The following is a 20,656-nucleotide window of genomic DNA, read 5'->3' as shown; positions in this document are numbered from 1 at the left end:
GCACCCCGGCTCACAACTTCAGGTCGAGCAACCCATCGCCCAGATCCCCGTCAGACAACGTCTGTTGGATCAGTGCGCGATGTGCCTGCTCGCTCCACAATTCAAATTTGTCGCCCATGCCGAGCAGAACCGCCTTCTTTTCAATACCAACGGCACCGCGGTGGCTGGCAGGAATACTGATGCGGCCGTTGCCGTCCAGCTCCAGATGCGCGGCCGAACCGACCAGCTTCTGTTGCAGCAGACGTACGACGCGCTGTGTGTTGGGTTTGGACATGACGTCGTCGCGGACCCGCTCCCATTCCGTCTCGGCGTACAGCCACAGGCAGCCCGCTTCGAAGGGGTTGTAGGTCAGGACCAGGCGGTTGTTGCTCACGCGCGCGACGAGGTCGCGATGCGCGGTGGGAACCGCCATGCGTCCTTTATCGTCAACCGTGATGGCCGTCTCGCCTTGAAACACGACGCGTGCACCTTTTCCTTTGCCCGGTGAAACATTGAACCACGAAAAACCACAAAAGACCCGGTTTTCCCTCTGTTGCCCACCTTAGCAGTGCCGATTAGGTTGTCAACAACTTTGCGACCGACAAATCGCTTGGAACATCAAGGGCTTGCAGCAATCTTTAGAGACTTGTTCAAGGCTTATCCACAAGTCGCTGTTTCGTCTCAATTTTTGAGATTGGGGCGAAGTTCAGCCCCGTGTAGACCGCGTGAAACATAGACGCGCATTCATTCAGAGGCCCGTCGCCATTGACTCGGCCTTGCGCAAACGCGCCACAATGTCGTCCATGTGCCTGCTCGCCCTTGCCTGGAAGTCCCACCCGCGCTGGCAACTGGTCCTGGCCGGCAACCGCGATGAGTTCCACGCCCGCCCCACGGCCGCGCTGGCGGCCTGGCCGGCCCCGGACAGCGGCCTGCTGGCCGGGCGTGACCTGCGCTCGGGCGGCAGCTGGGCCGGCATCGGTGCCGGCGGCCGGATGGCGGTGGTCACCAACGTGCGCGACCCGCTGGCCCGCCAGACCGGGCCTTCACGCGGGGCGCTGGTGGCCGACTACCTGCGTGACCGCGCATCGGCGGCGGCGTTTTCCGACCGGCTGGCGGCCCGCGCGGCGGAATTTGCGCCATTCAACCTGCTGCTGGCCGACACCAGTAGCTGTGAGTTCCTGGGCAACCACCCGGCCGGGCGGCAGGCGCTGACGGCCGGCGTGCACGGCATGTCCAACGGTCCACTGGACGCCCCCTGGCCGAAAACTGTGATGTTGATCGCGGCCCTGCAGGCCTGGATCGACCAAGGCGAGGACGATCTGGCCCCGCTGTGGCGTGCGCTGGCCGATGAAACCCGCGCCGACGACAGCGCCCTGCCCGATACCGGGATTGGCCTGGAACGTGAGCGCTGGCTGTCGTCGGCCTTCATCCGCAGCCCCGAGTACGGCACCCGCGCAAGTACGGTGATCGCGCTGGATGCCGCCGGCCACGGCTTCATCTGCGAGCGCCGGTTCGGCGCCGATGGTGCGTGTACGGGCGAGACCCGACGGGTGCCCGGCCCACCCCGCTAGCGCGGGGCAGCCCCCGGTGCCGCCTCGAACCTGAATGGTGTGGCGACGCCCGGCGGATCGAATCGACGCCCACCGCCCTCTTCTCCGGTACCTGGCGCCTGCGCGTCGTACTGACCGGAGCTGTAATGAACCGACGAGTCCTTGTTCTTTTCGCCACCCACGTCCTGGCCCTTGGCCTGGGCATTGGCCTGGGAATCTATCTGTTGCCGATCCTCACCGCCCCCGACGACCCGGCGCAGGACCAGGTCAGCGCGGTGATGCAGCGCGCCACCTACCAGGCCGCATTCCGCCGCGACCTCAAGGGCAGCGATGCGGTGCACTGGGCCGAAGGCAAGGTCAGTGTCAGCCAGAAGCAGATCGCCTTCGACGGCAAGATGGCCCCCGGCCCGGACTACAAGGTGTACCTGGCCCGCGAGTTCGTCGACACCCGCGGTGATTTCCTGCGCATCAAGCAGGACGCCCGCCTGATCGGCGACGTCAAAACGTTCAAGCGCTTCCTGGCCGATGTCCCGGCCAGCGTGGACATCGACGACTACACCACCGTGGTGGTCTGGTGCGAAGCGTTCAGCCAGTTCATCTCCGCCGCCCAATACCGCGACCGGGTGCAGGCAGCGACGTCGCCGCAATAGAAGGTGTCGCCAGCATCCAGCGCACGGGGCCTGGCAGACATGACAGCCCCCTTTAGTAAGTTCTTCTCCCATCTGAGGGGAGCGTCCTGCTGCAAGGGCCGTCGCAGAGTGAGCACGACGCTACGCCGCTGGCCAGGTGTGCAGGCGCCATTTGGATTGACCGGCGTCTCCGATCAGGCCGGTCGCGAGCGTGAGGGCCCCGTAGCAGCCGGTAGGCCCCTGGCGCAAATGTCCCCCGGCCGCGGGCGGCCTCCTCCTTGATTTTGCCCAGGGGCCTACCGGCTGCTACGGGGCTCGGCTTGCGATGGGCAAGTGGACGCCACGCTTTTTTGACGGTGGTCGTTGGGTCGGGCGCTGGGCCCCCATGCCCTTGGAGGCGAAATAAAGGGGGAGGGGGCGGCCGCAGGCCGACGCCGGAGGACATTCGCCGGAAAGGGCACGGGGGCCCAGCGCCCGACCCAACGACGGCTGCGCCTGGTAAGCGTCAAGGCACGTTTCTGTTTGCCCCGCAGATGGGCGAAGAGCCTTTAGTAAGGGGGGGCGCGCCGACAGGCGCAGGGAATTGGGGGCTGGTGGCGCCCGGGGCCCACGGTTTGCACCGCAAACCGTGGGGCTTCTTCGCGACATCGCGAAGAAAGGGCGGAGCCGGCCGATAAGCCGGGTTTTGTCGTGGACAGTCATTCCTCTAGGCGTTACGTCACCGCAACGCTCAAGCAACCTACCCGGACCCGACGCGGGCCACGTCATTAGGTCCCTATTTGGTCTTGCTCCAGGTGGGGTTTGCCGTGCCGGTCTGTTACCAGACTCGCGGTGCGCTCTTACCGCACCATTTCACCCTTACCGGCTCCCCGAGGGGAACGTAGGCGGTATCTTTCTGTTGCACTTTCCGTCGGCTTGCGCCGCCCAGGCGTTACCTGGCACCTTGCCCTGTGGAGCCCGGACTTTCCTCGGCATCCGCAAGGGATGACGCGACTGTCTGGCCGACTCCGCCACGCGCATTGTCCCACAAATCGCGGGCCAGCCGGCCGTTCCCAGGTCGGAATTTAGCCGCCGTACAACGCCTTTCTCGGGGCCCCGGTCAATTCCGCGGCCAGCTTGGCCGCCGTCGACGGCGGCAGGTGCTCGCTGAGCTTGGCGTACATGCGCCGGCCGGCGGCCAACTGGGCCTGCTCATCGTCGGCGGCGCCCTGCACCATCACCACGAACTCGCCCTTGCGCTGGTTGTCGTCGGCTTCCACCTGCCGCAGCAACCCGGCCAGGTCACCATCGAGCACGGTTTCAAACAGCTTGGTCAGCTCGCGCGCCAGCACCGCCGGGCGTTCGGCGCCGAACGCGGCCACCATGTCCGCCAGCGACTCGGCAATGCGGTGCGAGGATTCATAGAACACCAGCGTGCGCGTTTCCCCGGCCAGGCCCTGCAGGCGCTCGCGGCGGCCCGATGCCTTGGCCGGCAGGAAGCCTTCAAAGGTAAACCGGTCGCTGGGCAGCCCGGCCACGCTCAGCGCGGCAATCGCCGCGCATGCGCCCGGTACCGGGCTGACCCGGATACCGGCCTCACGTGCCGCGCGGACCAGCCGATAGCCCGGGTCGCTGACCAGTGGCGTGCCCGCATCGCTCACCAGCGCCAGCGACTCCCCGGCCTGCAACCGCGCCACGATCCGTTGCGACAACGCTTCTTCGTTGTGGTCATGCAATGCCACCAGCGGCTGCTGGATGCCGAAATGGGCCAGCAGCTGGCCGCTGCGGCGGGTGTCCTCCGCGCAGATCGCCGCCACCGAGCGCAGCACGTCCTGCGCCCGCGGTGTCAGGTCGGCCAGGTTGCCGATCGGGGTGGCAACGACATACAGCGTGGGGACAGCACTCATCGCAACGGCACTCGTGGGTCAAGGGTAGAATCGTACCGTTCCCCGGCCACGGCCGCTGCCCCCATCGAATGGACCTGATCATGAACAAGCCCGTCGCACGGATCTCCGCCCTGTCGTTGTCGCTGCTGCTGCTTGCCGGCTGCGCCACGACGAGCCTGACCAGCGCGCCCGAATCGCCGGCCCAGGCCCAGGCGCTGGCATTGATCGATCAAGGCAAACCGCGCGATGCCGCCGTGCAGCTGGAAGCGCTGGCCAACACGCTCAAGGGCGCCGCCCGCGCCGCCGCACTGGCCGACGCCGCGTTCGCCTGGCACGAAGCCGGCGATAGCCCACGCGCCCGCACCCTGCTGGCACAGATCACCCCGCGCCAACTCGGCGGCGCCAGCCTGCAGCGCTACCAGCTGACCAGCGCCGAACTGGCCCTGGCCGACAAGCAGCCGGCGCAGGCATTGGCGGCATTGAAGGAATCCCCGGACAAGGTGGTACCGCAACTGCGCACGCGCTGGCAGCTGGCCCGCGCCAACGCGCTGCAGGCCACCGGCGACCTGTTCGGCGCCGCGCAGGAGCGCGCCCGCGCGCATGCCGCGCTCACCGGACAGGCCCGCATCGACAACCAGCAGGCCATCGCCAGCGTGCTGGGTACGCTCGACGATGCCACCCTGCGCGCCCGCGCCGCCGCGCTGCCGGCCAACGAGCCGCTGTACAACTTCGCCGGCCGCGCCCTGATCGCGCGTGGCCTGCCGCTGCCGCGTCCGTTCGATCGCGAAGGCGCCTCGCAGTTCGATACCAGCAAGCGCCCTGCCGCGATGAGCGATGGCTACCGCCCGCCGCTCAAGATGGCCGTGCTGTTGCCACTCAGCGGGCGCCTGGCCACCGCCGCGCAGCCGGTGCGTGACGGCCTGCTCAGCGGCTACTACGGTGAATCCCGCCGTCGCCCGGACATCCAGTTCATCGATACCGCCGGTACCGCCTCCGGCGCCGTGGCCGCGTACGACAAGGCGGTCAACGCCGGGGTCGATTTCATCGTCGGCCCGCTCGGCCGCGATGAAGTGGACGCGGTGTTCGGCCGCACCCAGCTGCCGGTGCCGGTGCTGGCATTGAACCGTGGCAAGAGCAGCCCGCCGGCCGGCAGTGCCGGCTTCTCGCTGGCCCCGGAAGACGACGGCATCATCGCCGCCGAGTACCTGCGCAGCCGCGAACGCAGCAAGGTGCTGGTGCTGCACAGCAATGACGACAACGGCCGCCGCGCCGCCGCTGCGTTCCGCGAGCGCTTCGCCCAGCGTGGCGGCCAGGTGGTTGCCACGATCGGCGTGGGCGAGACCGTCGGTGACATCGGCGCGCAGATCCGCAACGCCGGCAGCGTGGATGGCGTGCTGTTGGCAGTGAAGGCACCGCAGGCGCGTGCATTGGCCCCGCTGCTGGCGCTGGCCGGTGCCGGCGGCGCCACCCGCGTGGGCACCTCGCAGTTGACCGTGGGGGCCGGCAAGGTCGAGGAAGACATGGCGCTGGACGGCATCGTCTACCCCAACGAAGCCTGGAACGTGCGCGGCGTGCCCGGCCTGCCTTCGGCCACCACCGCCGGGCAGATCCTGCCGTCCGCGCGCGGTGCCTCCGGGCGCCTGTTCGCGTTCGGTTTCGATGCGTGGAAGATCAGCGCCTACCTGGACAAGGTGGCCACCGAAGGCGGCCTGGCCGGTGCCACCGGCACCCTGTTCCTGGACAGCAACGGCAATGTGCTGCGGGTGCCGGCGTGGTCGACCTTCAGCGGCGGCCGGCCGATGCCGATCGCCACCAGCAACTAAGCCCGGTGCCCACCGCGCAGGCACGACGCGGCGCGGCGGTGGAAGCAGCCGCGCTCGCCCATCTGCGCAACGCCGGGCTACGCCCGGTTGCCGCCAACGCCCGCTATCGCGGCGGTGAGCTGGACCTGGTGATGCGTGATGGCGGCACCACGGTGTTTGTCGAAGTGCGCTACCGCGCCACCGCCGGGTTCGGCGGCGGTGCAGCCTCGGTCGACCTGCGCAAACGGCGCAAGCTGGTCCTGGCCGCGCAGCTGTTCCTGATGGCGCATCCGGCGTTGGCCGAACAACCGTGCCGCTTCGATGTGATCGATGCCAGCGGGGAGCCGCCGCAGCTGCGCTGGCTGCGCGATGCCTTCCGGTTGGAGGATTGCTGATGCCCAGTATTTTTACCCACGCGGCGATTCCGCTGGCACTGTGGGCGGCCTCTGATCGGGGTCGCATTTCCACACCGTTGCTGGCCGCAGGCGTGGTCGCGGCGATGCTGCCCGATGCCGATGTGTTGGCATTCGCCCTGCACATTCCCTATGCCGACAGCTTCGGCCATCGCGGCGCCAGTCATTCCATCGCCTTCGCCAGCGTGCTCGCCACCCTGGCCGCACTGCTGCATCGGCGCCTGCGCGCCAGCGCACTGCAGGCCGCCGCTTTCGTCGGCATCAGCGCGCTGTCGCACCCGCTGCTGGATGCGTTCACCTTCGGTGGCCTCGGGGTTGCGCTGTGGTGGCCGTGGAGTGGCGAACGCCTGTTTGCACCGTGGCGGCCGATTCGTGTGTCGCCGTTCGCCGGCCAGTTCTTCAGCGCGCGCGGGCTGGCCACGCTGGTATCCGAACTGCGTTGGGTGTGGCTGCCATTGGCCGCTGCCGTGGTCGGCTGGAAGTTGATCCAACGCGCGCCTGTCGATTCCCGGACCTCCTGATGACTACTGCCCTGCCTGCTGCCTTCGTTGCCACCCTGCATGCCCTGCTCGGCGAGGACGGCTGGCGCACCGACGACAGCGCGCTGGAAGCGCACGCGCAGGACAACTCGTGGCGGCACATGCTGCCGGCCGGCGTTGCCTTGCCGCGGCATCGCGACGAGGTGGTGGCCGTGGTCCGCGCCTGCCGCGAACACCGCATCGCAGTGGTCGCGCGCGGTGCCGGCACCGGCACCACCGGCGCGGCCGTGCCGGTACAGGGCAGCATCGTGCTGTCGCTGGCACGCATGAACCGCATCGTGGACATCCAGCCCGGCAACCGCTGCGCGGTGGTCGAACCGGGCGTGCTCAACGGCGACCTGCAGCAGGCCCTGATGCCGCACGGATTGTTCTGGGCGCCGGACCCGTCCAGCGCGGAGATCTGCAGCATCGGCGGCAACCTGGCCTGCAATGCCGGCGGGCCGCGCGCGGTGAAGTACGGCACCAGCCGCGACAACGTGCTCGGCCTGGTGGCGGTGACCGGCGCAGGCGACCTGATCCATTGCGGCGGCGCTTACACCAAGGATGCCACCGGCTACGACCTCACCCACCTGCTGGTCGGCAGCGAAGGCACGCTGGCGCTGATCGTGGAAGCCACACTCAAGCTCACCCCGCTGCCGGTCGCCCAGGCCGGGCTGCGCGTGCTGTACCGCGATGCCGATGCCGCCGCCGCAGCCGTGTCGCGGCTGATGGCGCAACCGGTGGTGCCCACGCGGCTGGAATTCATGGACGCGCGCAGCCTGGAGCTGCTGCGTCGCAATGGCGCCGACGTGCCCGAGGCCGGTGCGATGCTGCTGGTGGACGCCGATGGCGACCACGACACCCTGCCCTACCTGCTGCAGGCACTGGCCACCGCCGCCGAGGGCGCCGGCCTGCTGGCGTTGGACGTGGCGATGGAAGGGGCCGCGCGCGAGAAACTGTGGGCCGCGCGCAAGGCGCTGTCGCCTGCGCTGCGCAGCATCGCCCCGGGCAAGATCAATGAAGACGTGGTGGTGCCGGTGTCGCGCATTCCCGACCTGGTGGCCGGGGTGCAGGCGCTGGCGCGTGAGTACACGCTGACCATCGTCACCTTCGGCCATGCCGGCAACGGCAACCTGCACGTCAACATCCTGTACCACCCCGACAACGCCGACGAAAACACACGCGCGCATGCCGCGCTGCCGAAGATCTTTGAACTGACCTTGGCGCTGGGCGGCACGTTGTCGGGTGAGCATGGGATTGGCTTGGCCAAGCGCGACTTCATGGCGCAGGCGTTCACGCCGGCGACATTGGCGGCAATGCGTGCGATCAAGCGGGCGCTGGATCCGGATGGGATTCTCAATCCGGGCAAGGTGCTGCCGCCGGCTTAGCGATAGGTGGCGGTCAACACCGCCTCCCCGACGATCTGGCCAGGGTGAAGGGGATCGCTCGTGCGGACATAGCGCGCGGTGAAAGGAATGTCCTGGCTGCCCTTGCTGGACCCACCATGCCGCCACGACTGGCCGAACTGGACCGGGCTGCCACCGCGCAGCATCTCCACGCGTACGCCCCCCGCATCGGAACCAGACGCCGGTGCCAGCACGCTGCCTCGGTTGCCGGCGTCGTTCGCATCGGCCAGCACCATCTCGACGTTGATGTTCGCACTGGGGCAGCTCATGCTCATCACCACCGGCTTCTCGCCTGCATCGCTGCCGACCACGGCCAGCTGGTCGGCCGACACCGGATCAAGCGTACGCGCAGTGTCGCTCAGGGTGCAGGTCAGCACCGGCACATTCACCTCCAGCCGGATGTGATGCTGGATGCGCTGGCTCGGGTCACTGTCGCTCCACGAAGTAGCGGTGCCGAGATGGGTCATGGGAATGCTCTCCATCGCGCCACCGCGGAAGAACAACATCACATACATTTCCACGTCCACCGGCTCGTCAGCGTTGGAGACAATGCCCTGATTCAGAAATGGTGCTCCCACCGTGACGGCGCGCTGGCTGGAACGGTGGTTGCCGTTATGGCGGGTACTTACCGAGTGCATGAAGCCAATCAATGGCGATCGTGGGCCCAGGCTGTAGACACTGTAGGTGCGGCCGTCCTCTGCAGCAATTTCGCGCTCGTATGTAAGACCGGTCAGCGGCAGATCGAGATGAAAGGCACTCTGGCCAGCGTCACAACGAAAGGCGTCACCAAGTGCCCCGTCCGAACGTGCTTGAAAGCGCCTGTCTGGAAAGTCCAGGTTCGGCATGGTCAGGCTGATGGTCATGTCCTGGTCGCCCGGGTTCAAGCGTACGCAGGCGGCGGAGGCCTGCGCGGCGCCGAACACGACGCTTAGCGCACAGACCAGGCGCATCCACGACCGCAGCGTGCTGCCCCGCGCGACGCCAGCAAGAAAGCCACCGCGATGACGGCACATCTCCGGGACAGCTCGACGGGCGGGCAGGATCATCCTTCGCAGTGGAATCACCCGGCTCATTCGTAGTCCGCAGTCACGACGATCTCGGCCTGCACCGCGCCGGCCGTCAGCCCCCCGAGCACCGGCAGGTAGTAACCCGCACGCAACGCATAGCTGGCCGTCGCGCCGGTCACCGGCACGTCGATGCCGGTATCGCCGCGCTTGAGGTAGGTACTGCCGGTGGCGCCTGCCAGCAGGGCGATCGATACGCCATCGGCCGCATCGGTGCTGGCGGTGTTCTTCCAGCGTGCGGCATCGCCATCGGCGGCGGTACCGTCGAAGGACAACACTGCCTTGGTCACGCCCACGCAGCCGGTGAAATTCAACACGCCGGCCTTGAGCAGATTGTCGCCCTGGGTGAGGTCATTGGCGTTGACCGGGTCCAGCGCGATCGCCGGCGCTGCCAGCGTGCAGGTTCCGGGCAGCACGCGGCCGCTGATGGTGAGGGTGGCGGTATCGGCGAACGTGGCCGGGGCAAAGGCCAGCAACGCGGCGACCAGCACGAGACGGCGGGAATTCAACATGGGGGTGCTCCTGCAGAGGAAGGGCATGAGAGGAAGGTCAATCAGCGTGTGCCGCTGCGTCGGCAGCAGCCTGCAGCCCTGGGCCAAGCACGGGCTGGCGGACACACACGGCCTGGGTCCAGGACAGGCCGTAGGCATCGGGGGCATCGGGCGTGCGGTAGTCCAGGCGACAGCGGTGCGGGCCGTCGGGGTCCACCCACAGCGCACCGCTGTCCTGCGCGCCGCGCAGTTGGATCACGCCGCCCTGCCCCACGGCACCCAGCGTGCGGCCGGTCTCATCGTCCACCCGGGCCGCAAAGGGCAGCGGCTGGCCCAGCGCATCGGTGGTATCGATGAAAAGCGTGCGTTCGCGGCGGGCAGTGAACACCACGCGCACGATGCTGCCTGCGGTGGGCGCCACCCGCTGCGAGGTCTGCAGCAGTTCCACCTCCAGCGGGCAGGCCGGAGGGATCCAGGTCGATCTGGTTCCACCGGTAGGGACTGACATGCGGCAGCAGCGCATAGCCATTGCGGGCCACGCGGATCGGCTCGCCGTAGCCAACCTTCGCGCCTTGGGCGCCGTCGGCCTGCACCAGGACGAAGCCTTCACCGACAGGCGCCCCGACGTTCACGCCACCGCCATGCACCACCACGCTGCCGGCGGCACTGGCCGACAGCGCGCTGTGACTGCCCGAGCGGCTGTACCCTGCAGTGAAGTTGCCACGGCCGCCCTGGTAAGCCGCGTACGCACTGCGGTTGCGGTCGCCGCCACTGGCGGCGCCGGCGGAGACGTTGTAGCTCAGCGCACGGTTCTCGCCCAACGCGCCGGTGAGCCCGAGCTGTGCCTGCCTGCCACTGTCGGCATGGCTGATCTGGCTGCCCAGGCGCGGCGCACTCGGGCTGCGGCCGATGGGCATGCTCAGGGTGAACGCGTAGCGGGTATCCTCGCCACCGCCCTGCAGGCGATAGCGCATGGCCGAGAGCCCGTAGTTGGCACGACCCCACACGCTCTGCACGCCCAGTTGGATGTCGTTGCGGCGCTGGCTGTTGTCCCAGTAGCTCACGTGCCCGCCGCTGATGTACAGCGAACTGCGGGCGCCCACCTTCTGCGAGAAGTTCAGCTGGTAGCGCTGCCGTGCGCGGCTGCTGTATCCCCATTCATCGTCCTGCAGGCGCGCCGCATCACCCAGGGTCAGGTAGCCGCGGGTGCTGTAGCGATAGGCGGCCAGGCCCACGTTGGTGCCGGTGCTGGCCACATAGCGCTGGTAGTTGAGCCGGTAGCTGTTGCCGCTGATCCGAGCGTCGCCGCGCAGCCGCGCGCGCGAATGGGTCACGTCCGCACCAAATGCGCCGATGGCGGTGTTGAGCGCCGCGCCAACCAGCAGGGCCTGATAATCCTCGCCCAGCTGGGTGCCGCCCAAGGCGGTCAAGCGGTTGCTGATGCCGCGCGCGTAGGTGCCTTCGGCGAACCGGAGCTCCTGCAGGTAGCCGCTGGCATCACGCAGCGCACCCGCCGTGGCACTGAAGCGTGAGGAGCCCGCGCGCAGCGCCTGCGGTACGGCCGAGAAACTGACCGAGAAGCGCTGCTCGCGGCCATCTGCCTCGGTCACGGTAACGTCCAGGTCACCGCCGAAATTGGTGGGGTAAAGATCCTCGATCGAGAACGGCCCGGGCGCGACGTTGGCCTCATGGATGATGTTGCCGTTCTGGCGGATGCGCACCATCGCATTGCCCTCGGCGATGCCGCGCACCACCGGCGCGTAGCCGCGCAGTGAATCGGGCAGCATGCGGTCGTCGGTAGCCACGCGCAGGCCGGTGAATGCCACGCTGTCGAACAGTTCGCCGCCGGTATTGCCCTGGCCCAGCAGCAACTGGCTGTTCCAATGCGGCAGATCGCGCTGCAGGTGGCTGCTGATCACTTCATGGCGTGTGCCGCGCTCGCTGTGACTGATGGACGCGCGGTGGCGCAGGCGCCACGCGCCCAGGTTGAGCCCGGCATTCACCCCGAGGTAGCGGCTGTCGCGCCCTCCCTGGCTGCGGTTCTGGTTGAAGGCGTAATCGATGAAACCAGCGGTGATGCCCGTATCGCGCTGCGCCGGTGACACGTAGCCGCGCGCGGTGGTAGCCTGCGCCGCCTGCGGGATGCCAATCAGCAGCTGCAGCGTGGCGCTGTCCACCTCCAGGCTGGCACCGTCGATCATCGCAGCCAGTGCAACGCAGGCCTCAGGATCGGGATCGAGCGCGTCCAGGTACATTGCTTTCAGGCCCAGCGTACGCACAAGCGAAGCGGAAACGCAGGGCTGGACGTTGTGCTCGTCGCCGCTGAAGACAATGTCCTGCGTGCCGCGTGCTTCACCGTTGACCACCACGTCCAACGGATGTACGCCGGCCTCCAGTTGCCCGGCACGCGCGTAGCGCTGCATGTCGATTGCCTTGCCACCGATCAGGAAGCCGTCGCTGAATTCCAGCGCCGCAGGGGCGGCCAGCACTGGCATGCTGGCCGTCGACAACGTGGCGACGATGGCCGCAGCGAGGGCACCGACGTGGCATGGTGGCGAGGTGACGCAGCGGGAATCGTGCATGGAAGACGACGAATCGCGACGGCGGTGACCGCCGGCGCCAGGGAGTCAGGAGATTGCGCAGTGTAGGGCGGAGGTGTGGCCGATCCCATGCAACAAGTTGCAGATATCCGCCTTGCCCACAGGCTGCAATACATCAATCGCAGTGCTCATCGACGCTCACACAATCTGCAACTTGTTGCATGGCGCAAGGGGCGATGCGCACGCACACTGCCCGCCCCACGGAAGCAGACCGCATTCCTCACCCCCTTGTTTCCCACAAAGGAGCGACCACGATGTCCTTCAGATTCAACCTGCTTTGCGCCAGCCTGATCACCGTCGTAGCCGCACCTGCTGCCATGGCCGAGCGTCTGGAAATCACCGGCGAGTTGATGACCTCCACCTGCGCGGTGGGCTCCACCGGCGGCGCCGTCACCGTGCCGATGGGCAAGGTCGACCTGGCGTCGGTGAACGCCAACACCCGCGCCGGCCAGAAGAATTTCAGCATCAACCTGGATTGCAGCGGCTCGGGCGCGGCGCAGGAAGTGGGCGTGCGCTTTGGCGGCACCCCCGATGGCAGCACGGGCAACCTGGCACTCACGGCAACCTCGGTTGCGACCAATGTCGGCGTGGCGCTGTATGACGCCAACGGTGACCACCAGAAGATCGGTGAAGACCCGTCGATGTGGGTGACCATTGCCGCCGGCGGCAGCGGCCAGCTGGACTACAGCGCGTGGTATGCCTCCCCCGCCCAGAATGCCACCCAGGGCATCGCCAACGCGTCCGGCGACTTCGTGGTGCTCTACAAATAGCACCGCACAGGAGGGCCGGCGACCGGCGCCGCCCTCCCTTTTCCCAGAGGGCAACACATGACATCCCATGCATCGACATGGGTGTTGGCGCTGGCGAGCATTCTCGTCGCCACGCCGGCATCGGCCGCGGTCACCCTGCAGGGCACCCGCATCATCCACGACGCCCGCCAGGGGCGTGACGTAACGTTGAAGGCCAGCAATGTCGGCGAGCTGCCGGCGATGACCCAGGTCTGGATCGACGACGGCGACAGCCAGGCGCGCCCGGAGAACGTGCGCACACCGTTCCGGCTGACCCCGGCAGAACCGCGCCTGCTGCAGCCCCACCAGGGCCAGGCGTACCGCATCACCTATGCACCGCGCCCGTCCGAAGCAGCACTGCCGACTGATCGCGAGTCGGTGTTCTACTTCAACCTGCTGGACATCCCGCCCAAGCCCCGCGATGCAGCCGGCAAGAACCTGTTGCAGTTTGCGGTGCGCACGCGCATCAAGCTCTTCCATCGGCCCGCCGGCCTACCGGGTGATGCACGCGATGCAGCCGCTGCACTGGTCTGGTCGCGTGCGGGCGACGCGCTGGAGGTTCGCAATCCCAGCGCCTACCACGTAACCCTGAGCACCCTCACCCTGGCCGATGGTCGCAAGGTTGACGTGGACATGATCGCGCCGGGCCAGCAGGTACGTCTGCCGCTACCTGCCGGTGCGGCCATGCCCGCGAGAGTGACGTTCCAATGGCTGGATGATTACGGTTCGCCGCGCGACCTGGAAGCGCCTGTAAGCGTCCCGTAACGCCGGGCAGAGCCCGACGCTACGTGGACGTGCGCCTGAGGGTGGCACCGCTGATATATCGCTCAGGCGCCGGGCACTGCCCGGCGTCTTTCGTGAACTCAGCCCCTTCCAGATACTTCCGCCCTGCCGTTGTGCCTGGTCAAGAACGCGGAGAAGTGTGTCCTGGTCGCTCATCCGAACACCGTCAAGGAAAGGAGTGATTGCATTATCGAGTATGTCTGGGCTGATTTGGGCTGATTTGGGCTGATCCGGGCTGATGCCGATGGAAGGCCGTATGCAACAAGCTGTCGGCCGCGCGCAAGGCGCTGTCGCCCGCGCTGCGCAGCATCGCCCCGGGCAAGATCAACGAAGACGTGGTGGTGCCGGTATCGCGCATCCCCGACCTGGTGGCCGGCGTGCAGGCGTTGGCGCGCGAGTACACGCTGACCCATGCCGCGCTGCCGAAGATCTTTGAACTGACCTTGGCACTCGGCGGCACCTTGTCCGGCGAGCACGGCATCGGGCTGGCCAAGCGCGATTTCATGGCACAGGCGTTCAGCCCGGCCACGCTGGCGGCGATGCGTGCGATCAAGCACGCGCTGGATCCGGACGGCATCCTCAACCCAGGCAAGGTGCTGCCGCCGGCGTGATGCGGGTTCACGGCGCGGGAGCGGATGGCAGCCGGAGAGCCCCCGCTCTACGGAAGCCGGGCTCTGCCCGGCTCTACGGGGCGTGCGCGCTGGGTGATGTCAATCAGCGTGGTGCGGAAATCTGGCAGCAATACGCGGTTGCCGTGACCGCTCAGGTGATCGTTGTCGAAGAACAGCGGCTGGTCACCGTCCATGGCCGAACACGTCTGCGGACCACACAACAGCGGTAGTGGATCCCAAACGTGCAACGACGGATAGCGGTCGCTCAGCGCGGCCAGCAGTTCCAGCTGCGGTGCACGCAGCAGCTCCAGGTCGGCGCGCGCCATGTCCAGCCCGCCGGCGCAGGCCGGATTCATCCGGTTGAATCTGTCCATGCAGCGGTACGCCCCCGCCTTGAACAGCGGCAACGGCGCATCCACCACCACGTGCACGCCCAGCCGCTGCAGCCTGTCCAGCACCCCCTCCGCCTCGGCGCGCGCAGCGGCGGCATCGGACGGCGTACGCTCTGCCAGCATCTGCTGGAACACCACCGCATCGCCATTGCCCCAGTCGCGGCCACGCAGTTCGGGCATGCGCAGCGATGCCAGCAGCACGATGTCGCCCGGTCGCGCCTGCGCCTCGATGCGGGACAGCGCCCGCTCGGCGAAGGACCGGCAGTCGGCCGGGGCCGCGCGCAGCAGATTGACGATGCCACACCCACCCTGGTCGTCCTGGCGCACCTCCATGCCGGTCTGCCGCGCCACCATCGAGGTCAGCGTGCGATACGCCGCTGCGTGCGAGTCACCGACGACGAACAGGCGGCGCCCCGCCAACCCGGGTGCGTTCACGGCTTCGATCGGGCGCCATGCCGGATACTTGCGCGCCTGCCATACGTAACCGTCGCGGGTGTTGCTGAGCGATATCTGCTCATGGAAGGTCACCATGCTCCACGCCAGCAACGCAGACCCGGCAATCGCCGGCACCACCAGCGCCAGCACCTTGATCGGTGCCCATGCAGACAACCGGGGCGCGCGGCGCACCGGCCCCTCCACCCAGCGATACGAAGCCGATGCCAGCAGCAGAAGCAGGATCGGGTACAGCCACAGCACCGCGCCCTGAAGCCCGTAGGTCCACCGCAGCAGGACCAGCAGCGGCCAATGCCAGAGATAGAGCGAGTACGAGATGCGGCCCAGGTAGGTCAACGGCCCCCATGACAGCATCCGACCGTACCAGGACACCGCGGCACCCTCGGTGGACACCGCGACCAGCACCAGCAGCGCGCCGGTCACCGTGAGCGCCACCCCGGGGAACGGCAAGGGCAGCATCGGCGCCAGCACCACGCCTGCCACCAGCAGCGCCAGTCCGGGCAACGCCAGCCGACGCCCGTGCGGCGCACCGCCACGGGCCGCTATCCACTGGTACAACAGCGCGCCGGCGGCCAGTTCCCAGAAGCGTGCGGGCAGCAGGTAAAAGGCCGTCGTGGGCGCAGCACGGCTCTGCCACGCCGCCAGCAACAGAGACACCAGCGACACTACCGGAAGCAGCCAGCGCAACGAAGGGAAGCGCTGGCGACCGCGCAACCAGGCGATGAACAGCACGGGAAAGACCAGGTAGAACTGTTCCTCCACGCCCAATGTCCAGGTATGCAGGAACGGGTTGAGGTCTGCACCGGGCGAGAAGTAGCTGTCCTCTTGGCCGGCCAGCACGAAATTGCTCAAGCCAAGCAGCGCGGCCATGCCGGTCTGGTCGAACTGTTCATTGCGCCACGCCCGCGGAATCAGCAACGCCGACAGCACGAACGTGACCACCAGCATCAGCAGCAGCGCAGGCAACAGGCGCAGCACGCGGCGACGATAGAAATCGAGCAGCAAGGTGCCGAGTGGCCTGTCACCCCGCGCGGCCAGCGACTGGCTGATCACGAAGCCTGAAATGACGAAGAACAGGTCCACGCCGGTAAAGCCACCCGGCAGCAGCTGACCATCGACGTGGAAGACGATGACGGCCAGCACGGCGAGCGCGCGCATGCCGTCAATGGCGGGGTTGTAGGAGCATCCAGGCGTGCGCATGTGGGCGGCCGAGGCGAGGTAGGTGATCCACAGGATTGACGCAACAGGGCGAGCGGTTCAAAGGGCAAACACGACACCGTCCGCCGTCGTTCCGTTGCGGTATAGGTTGGGTGCGATCGGTACTGCGGCGCAGCTCGCACGAAACGCCGTTACCGATAGATCCAGTGCCCTGAGCACACTGCAGCGATGCCGGATGATCTCCGGCGCCGCTTGATCCGGCGCCCCTGCGCGTGTCTGATGATCTGGCAAAGGCGTTGGGCACCCGCATGGGCACCGCGACAGCAGCCTGGCGCCGGCTGGCGGGCGCCCACCACGGCCATCGCCGTGGGTGCTCAGGGATTGGCGTCGAACACCACCGTCATGTTGCCTTCCCAGCGTGACCCGGGTGCCTTCAGCATCTCCGTCACCGCCTCGCGGCCAGCGCTGAAGTTCAGGGTCGACCGGCGCCGCATCAGGTAGCCATCAGGTGTGAATCGCGGCGCTAGGCCATCATCGGACGACAGTGCTGTGAACTGCGCGGGGCGCCCATCACGAAGATTGGTCATGCCCGGCAGCGTGACATCCACATCCACAGGCACCACCGCATCCACGGCCGTGTTGCGGATGCCACAACGGCTGTCCACCGGGTACTCGCAGCGCAACTTCATGCTGAAATCCATCGAGGTGGTCAGCTGGAAGGGCACCACCTGGCGCAGGCTGGCCGGCGCGATGCCGTGGTCCACCCACTGCTTCCACCCGCCTTCTGGCGCCAACTGCACCTGCGGCTGCTCGGCCGGAAACCTCACCTGGAAGTCATGAATCACATCGAACACGAAGTTCATGCTGATCGCCTGCGTGCCGCTGATGTTGTCGCCCAGGTCGATGTCAGCGCCGGCACCACCGGTGGTCCACTCTTCCTGCCCAGTGTAGCGGCCACCCTGCAACTCCAAAGCGCTGGGCAGCTCGACGTTGAGGCCGATCCCCACACTGCGATACACATACGTGCGGCCGTTACGTACACGCGTGCTGTAGCACTCCTGAGGGGCAAGCGGGTCGCGCACTCTCCAGGCCCCCTCTCCCCATCCCAATCCACCAGCGCCAAAAATGGTCGTGCAGCCGCCGGTGATGCCGTACAGCCAGGGGTCGGCGCCGTTGGCGAAATTCAGCCGCATCGAGATCGCCACGAAGCTGACCTTCGCCTCGAACGACTGCCCAGTCGACGCGTCTTGCAGGGTAATCATCCGCGGCAGGGGGAATCGTACATAGGTTGTGTCGCGGCGCGATGCATCGTCGTCATCACCGCTCTTGCGCCAGAGCTCGCCGCCGCCGCCCACATCAAAAATGTAGGCACCCTCGCGGCTGCACTCCTCCGGCCGCCAGTTGCAGTACCTGCTGGGCGGGGTAGTGTTTCGGAATGCGGTATTGCCCGGGTTCAGCGCGCTCGGCCGGAACTCCCCGGTAACGGTGACCACCTGTACCTGGGCGGCGGCAGGTCCTGCCACCGTGGCGACCAACCCGTACAGCACGGCAATGCACAGCCTGAAACGTGTCTTCATTGCAGAAATCCTCAAAAGGGGAACGCTATTGCGTTGCCAGCGGCGGCGGGCACTGCACGCCGCCCACCATCAGTACATCGCCTTCGCGCGGGTAGCGCCCTTCTTCCATCGTCAGCACGCAACTGATCTGGTTCGGGTAACGCAGTTCCACCACCGGCGCACGTGCACTCAGCTCCAGGGTGAAGAAACCCTCTTCCTGGCTGACACTACGGCCGGCGTGATTGATCACTTGCGCGCCACGCATGCCGTTGCCGTGCGCGTCGATCACCTGGCCCATCACGGTAAAGGTGCGCAGCACGTCGAGCGTGGCGTGCATCACCCCGCCCTTGTTGAGGTGGTAGCTGACCGTGGTTGGCTGCAGCGCAGCCGAGGGAGCGTGGCGCCCCTGGAAATCAAACTGCACGTGGCCGGCGCGATACGCGGTAACCGGCACGAAGTTGCGACCTGCGCGCAGCACCACGCCACCACCACGGCTGTCGTCGGCACGCAGGTCGATATCGGGGTAGTCGCTGCGCACGTCTACGATGATGCCGGTATCCACGCTGCCGCTGCGGCCCTGGCCCAGCACGGCGACCTTGCCACCACCCAGCACCACGGTACTGTCCAGGTTGGCGCTGCCACTGATCCTGCCGGTGCCCGGGTCTGCGTACAGCTGCACGTCGCCTTCCAGCAGCGGGCTCTGCAGATAGGTGCCGAGGCCACCGCCGACACCATTGCGTTCGGCGGTGACGGTGCCGGTCACGGTGTGTACCAGCTTGCCCTCCACGCGCTGGGTGGCGGCGGCGGTCACGTAGGTGTCGCGCTGGCCGCCCTCATCGGTGCGGCTGCCAATGCTACCGCTGTAGCTGCGCTGCTCGCTGCCCAGCGATACGCTTATGATGAGGTCGATGCCGCGTTGACGGCGATACTGTGTGAAACGGCCGCCGGGGCGATCGTAAGCCGAGACCCGCCAGTTCACGTCATGCCGGCCAAACAGCGTTTCGCGGCGACCGTAGGACACGTCGATGCCGGTGCCGCGGGTAAACCCGGAGCTGCGCGCCACCCGCAGGCTCGCGTTGTCGCGATGGCTGAAACGGTGGGTGATCGATACTGCGGTGGTGTCCTGCCAGCCGCCGCTGGTTTCCCAGCGCGGCGGCGCGCCGTCACCGGGCAGCATGCGCTGCCGCGTTTCAATCCAGCGGCGCGCATGGTTGGCCACGATCGAGCCGGCGCGATAACGGTACAGACCCTGCAGGTCCACACCTCGCCCGGCATCACTCGACGTGTAGACATTGGTGTAGGTACTGAAGCGGTCGCTGGCCTGCCAGTCCATCGAAAGACCGGCAGCACGTCGCTCGCCGATCTGTTGCACGCTGGCACCAGCCACCGCACGCGGGTGCAGCAGGTAGTTGACCACGGCGCCCGCAGCGATCTCGCCGTCCTGGCCGGTACTGCCGCTGTCGAACAGGCCGCGTTGCTGACCGGCGAACAGGCTGTAGCGCCAGCGCCGGCTGGGATCGCGCCAGCGGTTGGGCTTGTGGATGGCGGCGATCTCGCGCGACACCTCGCGACCGTCCTCCACTACGCGCAGCTCCACGTCATAGATGCCACCGGGCAGGCGCCGCGTATCAATCTCCTGGATGCCAGGCTTGACCGATTGCGTGGTCAGCAGGTTGCCGTCGCGCAGGATCTCCACCACGCCGTCGCGGCTGGCAGTGACATAGACCGGGAACACGCTGGCGCTGCGGGTATCGGCCAGCAATACGTCCGAGGAGCCCACCATCAGGCCCAGGGCTGTGTCGTTCTGGGTTCCCGGTGCACGCGGCTGGCGGATGGTTCCTTCGAAGGTGGGCAGGAAATAGCCAACGCGGATGAAGTGGTCGCCCCGCTCGCGCTGTGCGTACAGGGCACTGAGATAGTGCTCGGCGCTGTCGGGCTGGGCGTAATACTGATAACTGCCGACCGTGCTCCAGTGGCCGAGGCTGCCACGCAGCTCGGCGCTGTAGCGCGCAGCGGTGGGTTGTTGCTGGCCGCCGTGCACGGCAAGACTGTTGCGGACGATCAGACCGCGGCTGCCGGCGTCCGGCAGCGCGATATGTCGTTCTTCCTGCTGCGCACCGTCCGGGGTGAGCAGGCTGAGCAGCGAGTTGGCCAGGCTGTAGTGCAGCGCGGCCAGGCCACGGCACTGCTGCGTGCACACCCCCAGCACCATCGGTTCGGCCAGTTGCTCGGTCCAGCGTGTACGTTCAGTCTGCGGCCACGAGCTGCCATGGCTCTCGCCGAAGCCGATGAGCTGCACACGATTGTCCTGATGCAGCAGCACCTGCGCATCGCCAAGATACTCACCATCCAGCTCTACGCGCACTGTCAGCGGATTGCCGAACAGGTGCTCGCGGAACTCCACGGGCATGCGCTCGCGCTGGTCCAGCAAGTTGGGCAGTTCGCCCGGCGCCAAGCCAGCGGCATGGGTGGAGCCTGCAAGCAGTACGGCGCCGATGGCGACCGTCAGGCGAGCAAGCGCCAGGTAGGCAGAAGAATGAAAAGTGAGCATAGGGCGATTCCGGCCCCGCCTGCGGCGCGATGTGCCGCAGGCAGGAA

Annotated in this window: 17 protein-coding genes, 1 other RNA gene and 1 pseudogene; 9 read left to right on the top strand and 10 right to left on the bottom strand. The window is 67.3% G+C overall.

From position 1 onward, the window contains the following. Positions 1-10: 10 nt before the first annotated feature. Entirely contained in the window at positions 11-457 is a 447-nt protein-coding gene (locus AC3IR9_RS03225) for a division/cell wall cluster transcriptional repressor MraZ (protein ID WP_489294014.1), read from the bottom strand. A gap of 325 nt (positions 458-782) precedes the next feature. Between AC3IR9_RS03225 and AC3IR9_RS03220 the strand changes: the two genes are divergently transcribed. Both AC3IR9_RS03220 and AC3IR9_RS03215 read left to right on the top strand, forming a co-directional pair. Next, positions 783-1,550 (top strand): NRDE family protein, encoded by a 768-nt coding sequence (locus AC3IR9_RS03220; protein WP_489295678.1) that lies wholly within the window; start codon positions 783-785, stop codon positions 1,548-1,550. 125 nt (positions 1,551-1,675) lie between these two features. Beyond that, positions 1,676-2,179 carry a DM13 domain-containing protein gene (locus AC3IR9_RS03215; protein ID WP_489294012.1) on the top strand — a complete coding sequence of 168 codons (504 nt, stop codon included), beginning with the start codon at positions 1,676-1,678 and terminating at the stop codon, positions 2,177-2,179. 637 nt (positions 2,180-2,816) lie between these two features. Here AC3IR9_RS03215 and rnpB read toward each other — a convergent pair. Both rnpB and rsmI read right to left on the bottom strand, forming a co-directional pair. Next, positions 2,817-3,167, bottom strand: an RNA gene (gene rnpB, locus AC3IR9_RS03210) — RNase P RNA component class A. A 55-nt stretch (positions 3,168-3,222) separates the two neighbouring features. After that, on the bottom strand, positions 3,223-4,044 hold the full coding sequence (gene rsmI, locus AC3IR9_RS03205) for a 16S rRNA (cytidine(1402)-2'-O)-methyltransferase (protein ID WP_489294011.1): 822 nt from the start codon (positions 4,042-4,044) through the stop codon (positions 3,223-3,225). Between the two features lie 80 nt (positions 4,045-4,124). Between rsmI and AC3IR9_RS03200 the strand changes: the two genes are divergently transcribed. From AC3IR9_RS03200 to AC3IR9_RS03185, 4 genes are read left to right on the top strand one after another with little or no spacing between them, the layout of a single operon-like run. Further along, positions 4,125-5,846, top strand: a complete 1,722-nt coding sequence (locus tag AC3IR9_RS03200) for a penicillin-binding protein activator (protein WP_489294010.1) — start codon at positions 4,125-4,127, stop codon at positions 5,844-5,846. Positions 5,847-5,851: 5 nt separating this feature from the next. Further along, a complete protein-coding gene (locus AC3IR9_RS03195) occupies positions 5,852-6,220 on the top strand; it encodes a YraN family protein (RefSeq protein WP_489295676.1) in 369 nt (122 codons plus the stop codon). After that, entirely contained in the window at positions 6,220-6,759 is a 540-nt protein-coding gene (locus tag AC3IR9_RS03190) for a metal-dependent hydrolase (RefSeq protein WP_489294009.1), read from the top strand. Before AC3IR9_RS03195 ends, AC3IR9_RS03190 begins: the two co-directional genes overlap by 1 nt. After that, on the top strand, positions 6,759-8,144 hold the full coding sequence (locus AC3IR9_RS03185; protein ID WP_489294008.1) for an FAD-binding oxidoreductase: 1,386 nt from the start codon (positions 6,759-6,761) through the stop codon (positions 8,142-8,144). The genes AC3IR9_RS03190 and AC3IR9_RS03185 overlap by 1 nt, the downstream gene beginning before the upstream one ends. On the opposite strand, the gene AC3IR9_RS03180 is transcribed toward AC3IR9_RS03185, so the two are convergent. Genes AC3IR9_RS03180 through AC3IR9_RS03165 form a run of 4 tightly spaced genes read right to left on the bottom strand, consistent with a single transcriptional unit; the run spans position 8,141 to position 12,299 of the window. Then, a complete protein-coding gene (locus AC3IR9_RS03180; RefSeq protein ID WP_489294006.1) occupies positions 8,141-9,235 on the bottom strand; it encodes a fimbrial protein in 1,095 nt (364 codons plus the stop codon). The two genes, AC3IR9_RS03185 and AC3IR9_RS03180, sit on opposite strands and share 4 nt — an antisense overlap. Then, entirely contained in the window at positions 9,232-9,738 is a 507-nt protein-coding gene (locus AC3IR9_RS03175; RefSeq protein WP_489294005.1) for a fimbrial protein, read from the bottom strand. The genes AC3IR9_RS03180 and AC3IR9_RS03175 overlap by 4 nt, the downstream gene beginning before the upstream one ends. Before the next feature lie 37 nt (positions 9,739-9,775). Next, entirely contained in the window at positions 9,776-10,108 is a 333-nt protein-coding gene (locus tag AC3IR9_RS03170) for a FimD/PapC C-terminal domain-containing protein (RefSeq protein ID WP_489294004.1), read from the bottom strand. After that, complete coding sequence (locus AC3IR9_RS03165; protein ID WP_489294003.1) at positions 10,014-12,299, bottom strand: fimbria/pilus outer membrane usher protein; 2,286 nt, start codon at positions 12,297-12,299, stop codon at positions 10,014-10,016. The genes AC3IR9_RS03170 and AC3IR9_RS03165 overlap by 95 nt, the downstream gene beginning before the upstream one ends. A 272-nt stretch (positions 12,300-12,571) precedes the next feature. Here AC3IR9_RS03165 and AC3IR9_RS03160 point away from each other — a divergent pair, with 272 nt between their 5' ends. The 3 genes and pseudogenes from AC3IR9_RS03160 to AC3IR9_RS03150 form a co-directional block, all read left to right on the top strand. Then, positions 12,572-13,087 carry a fimbrial protein gene (locus AC3IR9_RS03160; RefSeq protein WP_489294002.1) on the top strand — a complete coding sequence of 172 codons (516 nt, stop codon included), beginning with the start codon at positions 12,572-12,574 and terminating at the stop codon, positions 13,085-13,087. Positions 13,088-13,144: 57 nt separating this feature from the next. After that, positions 13,145-13,870 carry a fimbrial biogenesis chaperone gene (locus AC3IR9_RS03155; protein ID WP_489294000.1) on the top strand — a complete coding sequence of 242 codons (726 nt, stop codon included), beginning with the start codon at positions 13,145-13,147 and terminating at the stop codon, positions 13,868-13,870. Positions 13,871-14,148: 278 nt separating this feature from the next. Next, a pseudogene (locus AC3IR9_RS03150) lies at positions 14,149-14,499 on the top strand (FAD-binding oxidoreductase); the annotation flags it as partial. Positions 14,500-14,546: 47 nt separating this feature from the next. On the opposite strand, the gene AC3IR9_RS03145 reads toward AC3IR9_RS03150, so the two are convergent. From AC3IR9_RS03145 to AC3IR9_RS03135, 3 genes are all read right to left on the bottom strand, one after another. Continuing rightward, positions 14,547-16,544 (bottom strand): acyltransferase family protein, encoded by a 1,998-nt coding sequence (locus tag AC3IR9_RS03145; protein WP_489293999.1) that lies wholly within the window; start codon positions 16,542-16,544, stop codon positions 14,547-14,549. 332 nt (positions 16,545-16,876) lie between these two features. Beyond that, the gene (locus AC3IR9_RS03140) at positions 16,877-18,079 is read right to left on the bottom strand and encodes a hypothetical protein (RefSeq protein ID WP_489293997.1); all 1,203 of its coding nucleotides are present in this window, start codon (positions 18,077-18,079) and stop codon (positions 16,877-16,879) included. 25 nt (positions 18,080-18,104) lie between these two features. Next, positions 18,105-20,609, bottom strand: a complete 2,505-nt coding sequence (locus AC3IR9_RS03135; RefSeq protein WP_489293996.1) for a TcfC E-set like domain-containing protein — start codon at positions 20,607-20,609, stop codon at positions 18,105-18,107. Between the last annotated feature and the right edge of the window lie 47 nt (positions 20,610-20,656).

It is taken from the genome of Stenotrophomonas sp. GL_101 (assembly GCF_057835675.1).
Note: the sequence above shows the minus strand (reverse complement) of the source record. Positions and strands in the feature narration are given on the sequence as shown.

What these genes read in the sequence shown, in the direction of transcription:
- AC3IR9_RS03220 (WP_489295678.1), top strand. Translation starts at nt 783, where the DNA reads ATGTGCCTGCTCGCCCTTGCCTGGAAGTCCCACCCGCGCTGGCAACTG.
- AC3IR9_RS03215 (WP_489294012.1), top strand. Translation starts at nt 1,676, where the DNA reads ATGAACCGACGAGTCCTTGTTCTTTTCGCCACCCACGTCCTGGCCCTT.
- rsmI (WP_489294011.1), bottom strand. Translation starts at nt 4,044, where the DNA reads ATGAGTGCTGTCCCCACGCTGTATGTCGTTGCCACCCCGATCGGCAAC.
- AC3IR9_RS03200 (WP_489294010.1), top strand. Translation starts at nt 4,125, where the DNA reads ATGAACAAGCCCGTCGCACGGATCTCCGCCCTGTCGTTGTCGCTGCTG.
- AC3IR9_RS03190 (WP_489294009.1), top strand. Translation starts at nt 6,220, where the DNA reads ATGCCCAGTATTTTTACCCACGCGGCGATTCCGCTGGCACTGTGGGCG.
- AC3IR9_RS03185 (WP_489294008.1), top strand. Translation starts at nt 6,759, where the DNA reads ATGACTACTGCCCTGCCTGCTGCCTTCGTTGCCACCCTGCATGCCCTG.
- AC3IR9_RS03180 (WP_489294006.1), bottom strand. Translation starts at nt 9,235, where the DNA reads ATGAGCCGGGTGATTCCACTGCGAAGGATGATCCTGCCCGCCCGTCGA.
- AC3IR9_RS03175 (WP_489294005.1), bottom strand. Translation starts at nt 9,738, where the DNA reads ATGTTGAATTCCCGCCGTCTCGTGCTGGTCGCCGCGTTGCTGGCCTTT.
- AC3IR9_RS03165 (WP_489294003.1), bottom strand. Translation starts at nt 12,299, where the DNA reads ATGCACGATTCCCGCTGCGTCACCTCGCCACCATGCCACGTCGGTGCC.
- AC3IR9_RS03160 (WP_489294002.1), top strand. Translation starts at nt 12,572, where the DNA reads ATGTCCTTCAGATTCAACCTGCTTTGCGCCAGCCTGATCACCGTCGTA.
- AC3IR9_RS03155 (WP_489294000.1), top strand. Translation starts at nt 13,145, where the DNA reads ATGACATCCCATGCATCGACATGGGTGTTGGCGCTGGCGAGCATTCTC.
- AC3IR9_RS03145 (WP_489293999.1), bottom strand. Translation starts at nt 16,544, where the DNA reads ATGCGCACGCCTGGATGCTCCTACAACCCCGCCATTGACGGCATGCGC.
- AC3IR9_RS03140 (WP_489293997.1), bottom strand. Translation starts at nt 18,079, where the DNA reads ATGAAGACACGTTTCAGGCTGTGCATTGCCGTGCTGTACGGGTTGGTC.
- AC3IR9_RS03135 (WP_489293996.1), bottom strand. Translation starts at nt 20,609, where the DNA reads ATGCTCACTTTTCATTCTTCTGCCTACCTGGCGCTTGCTCGCCTGACG.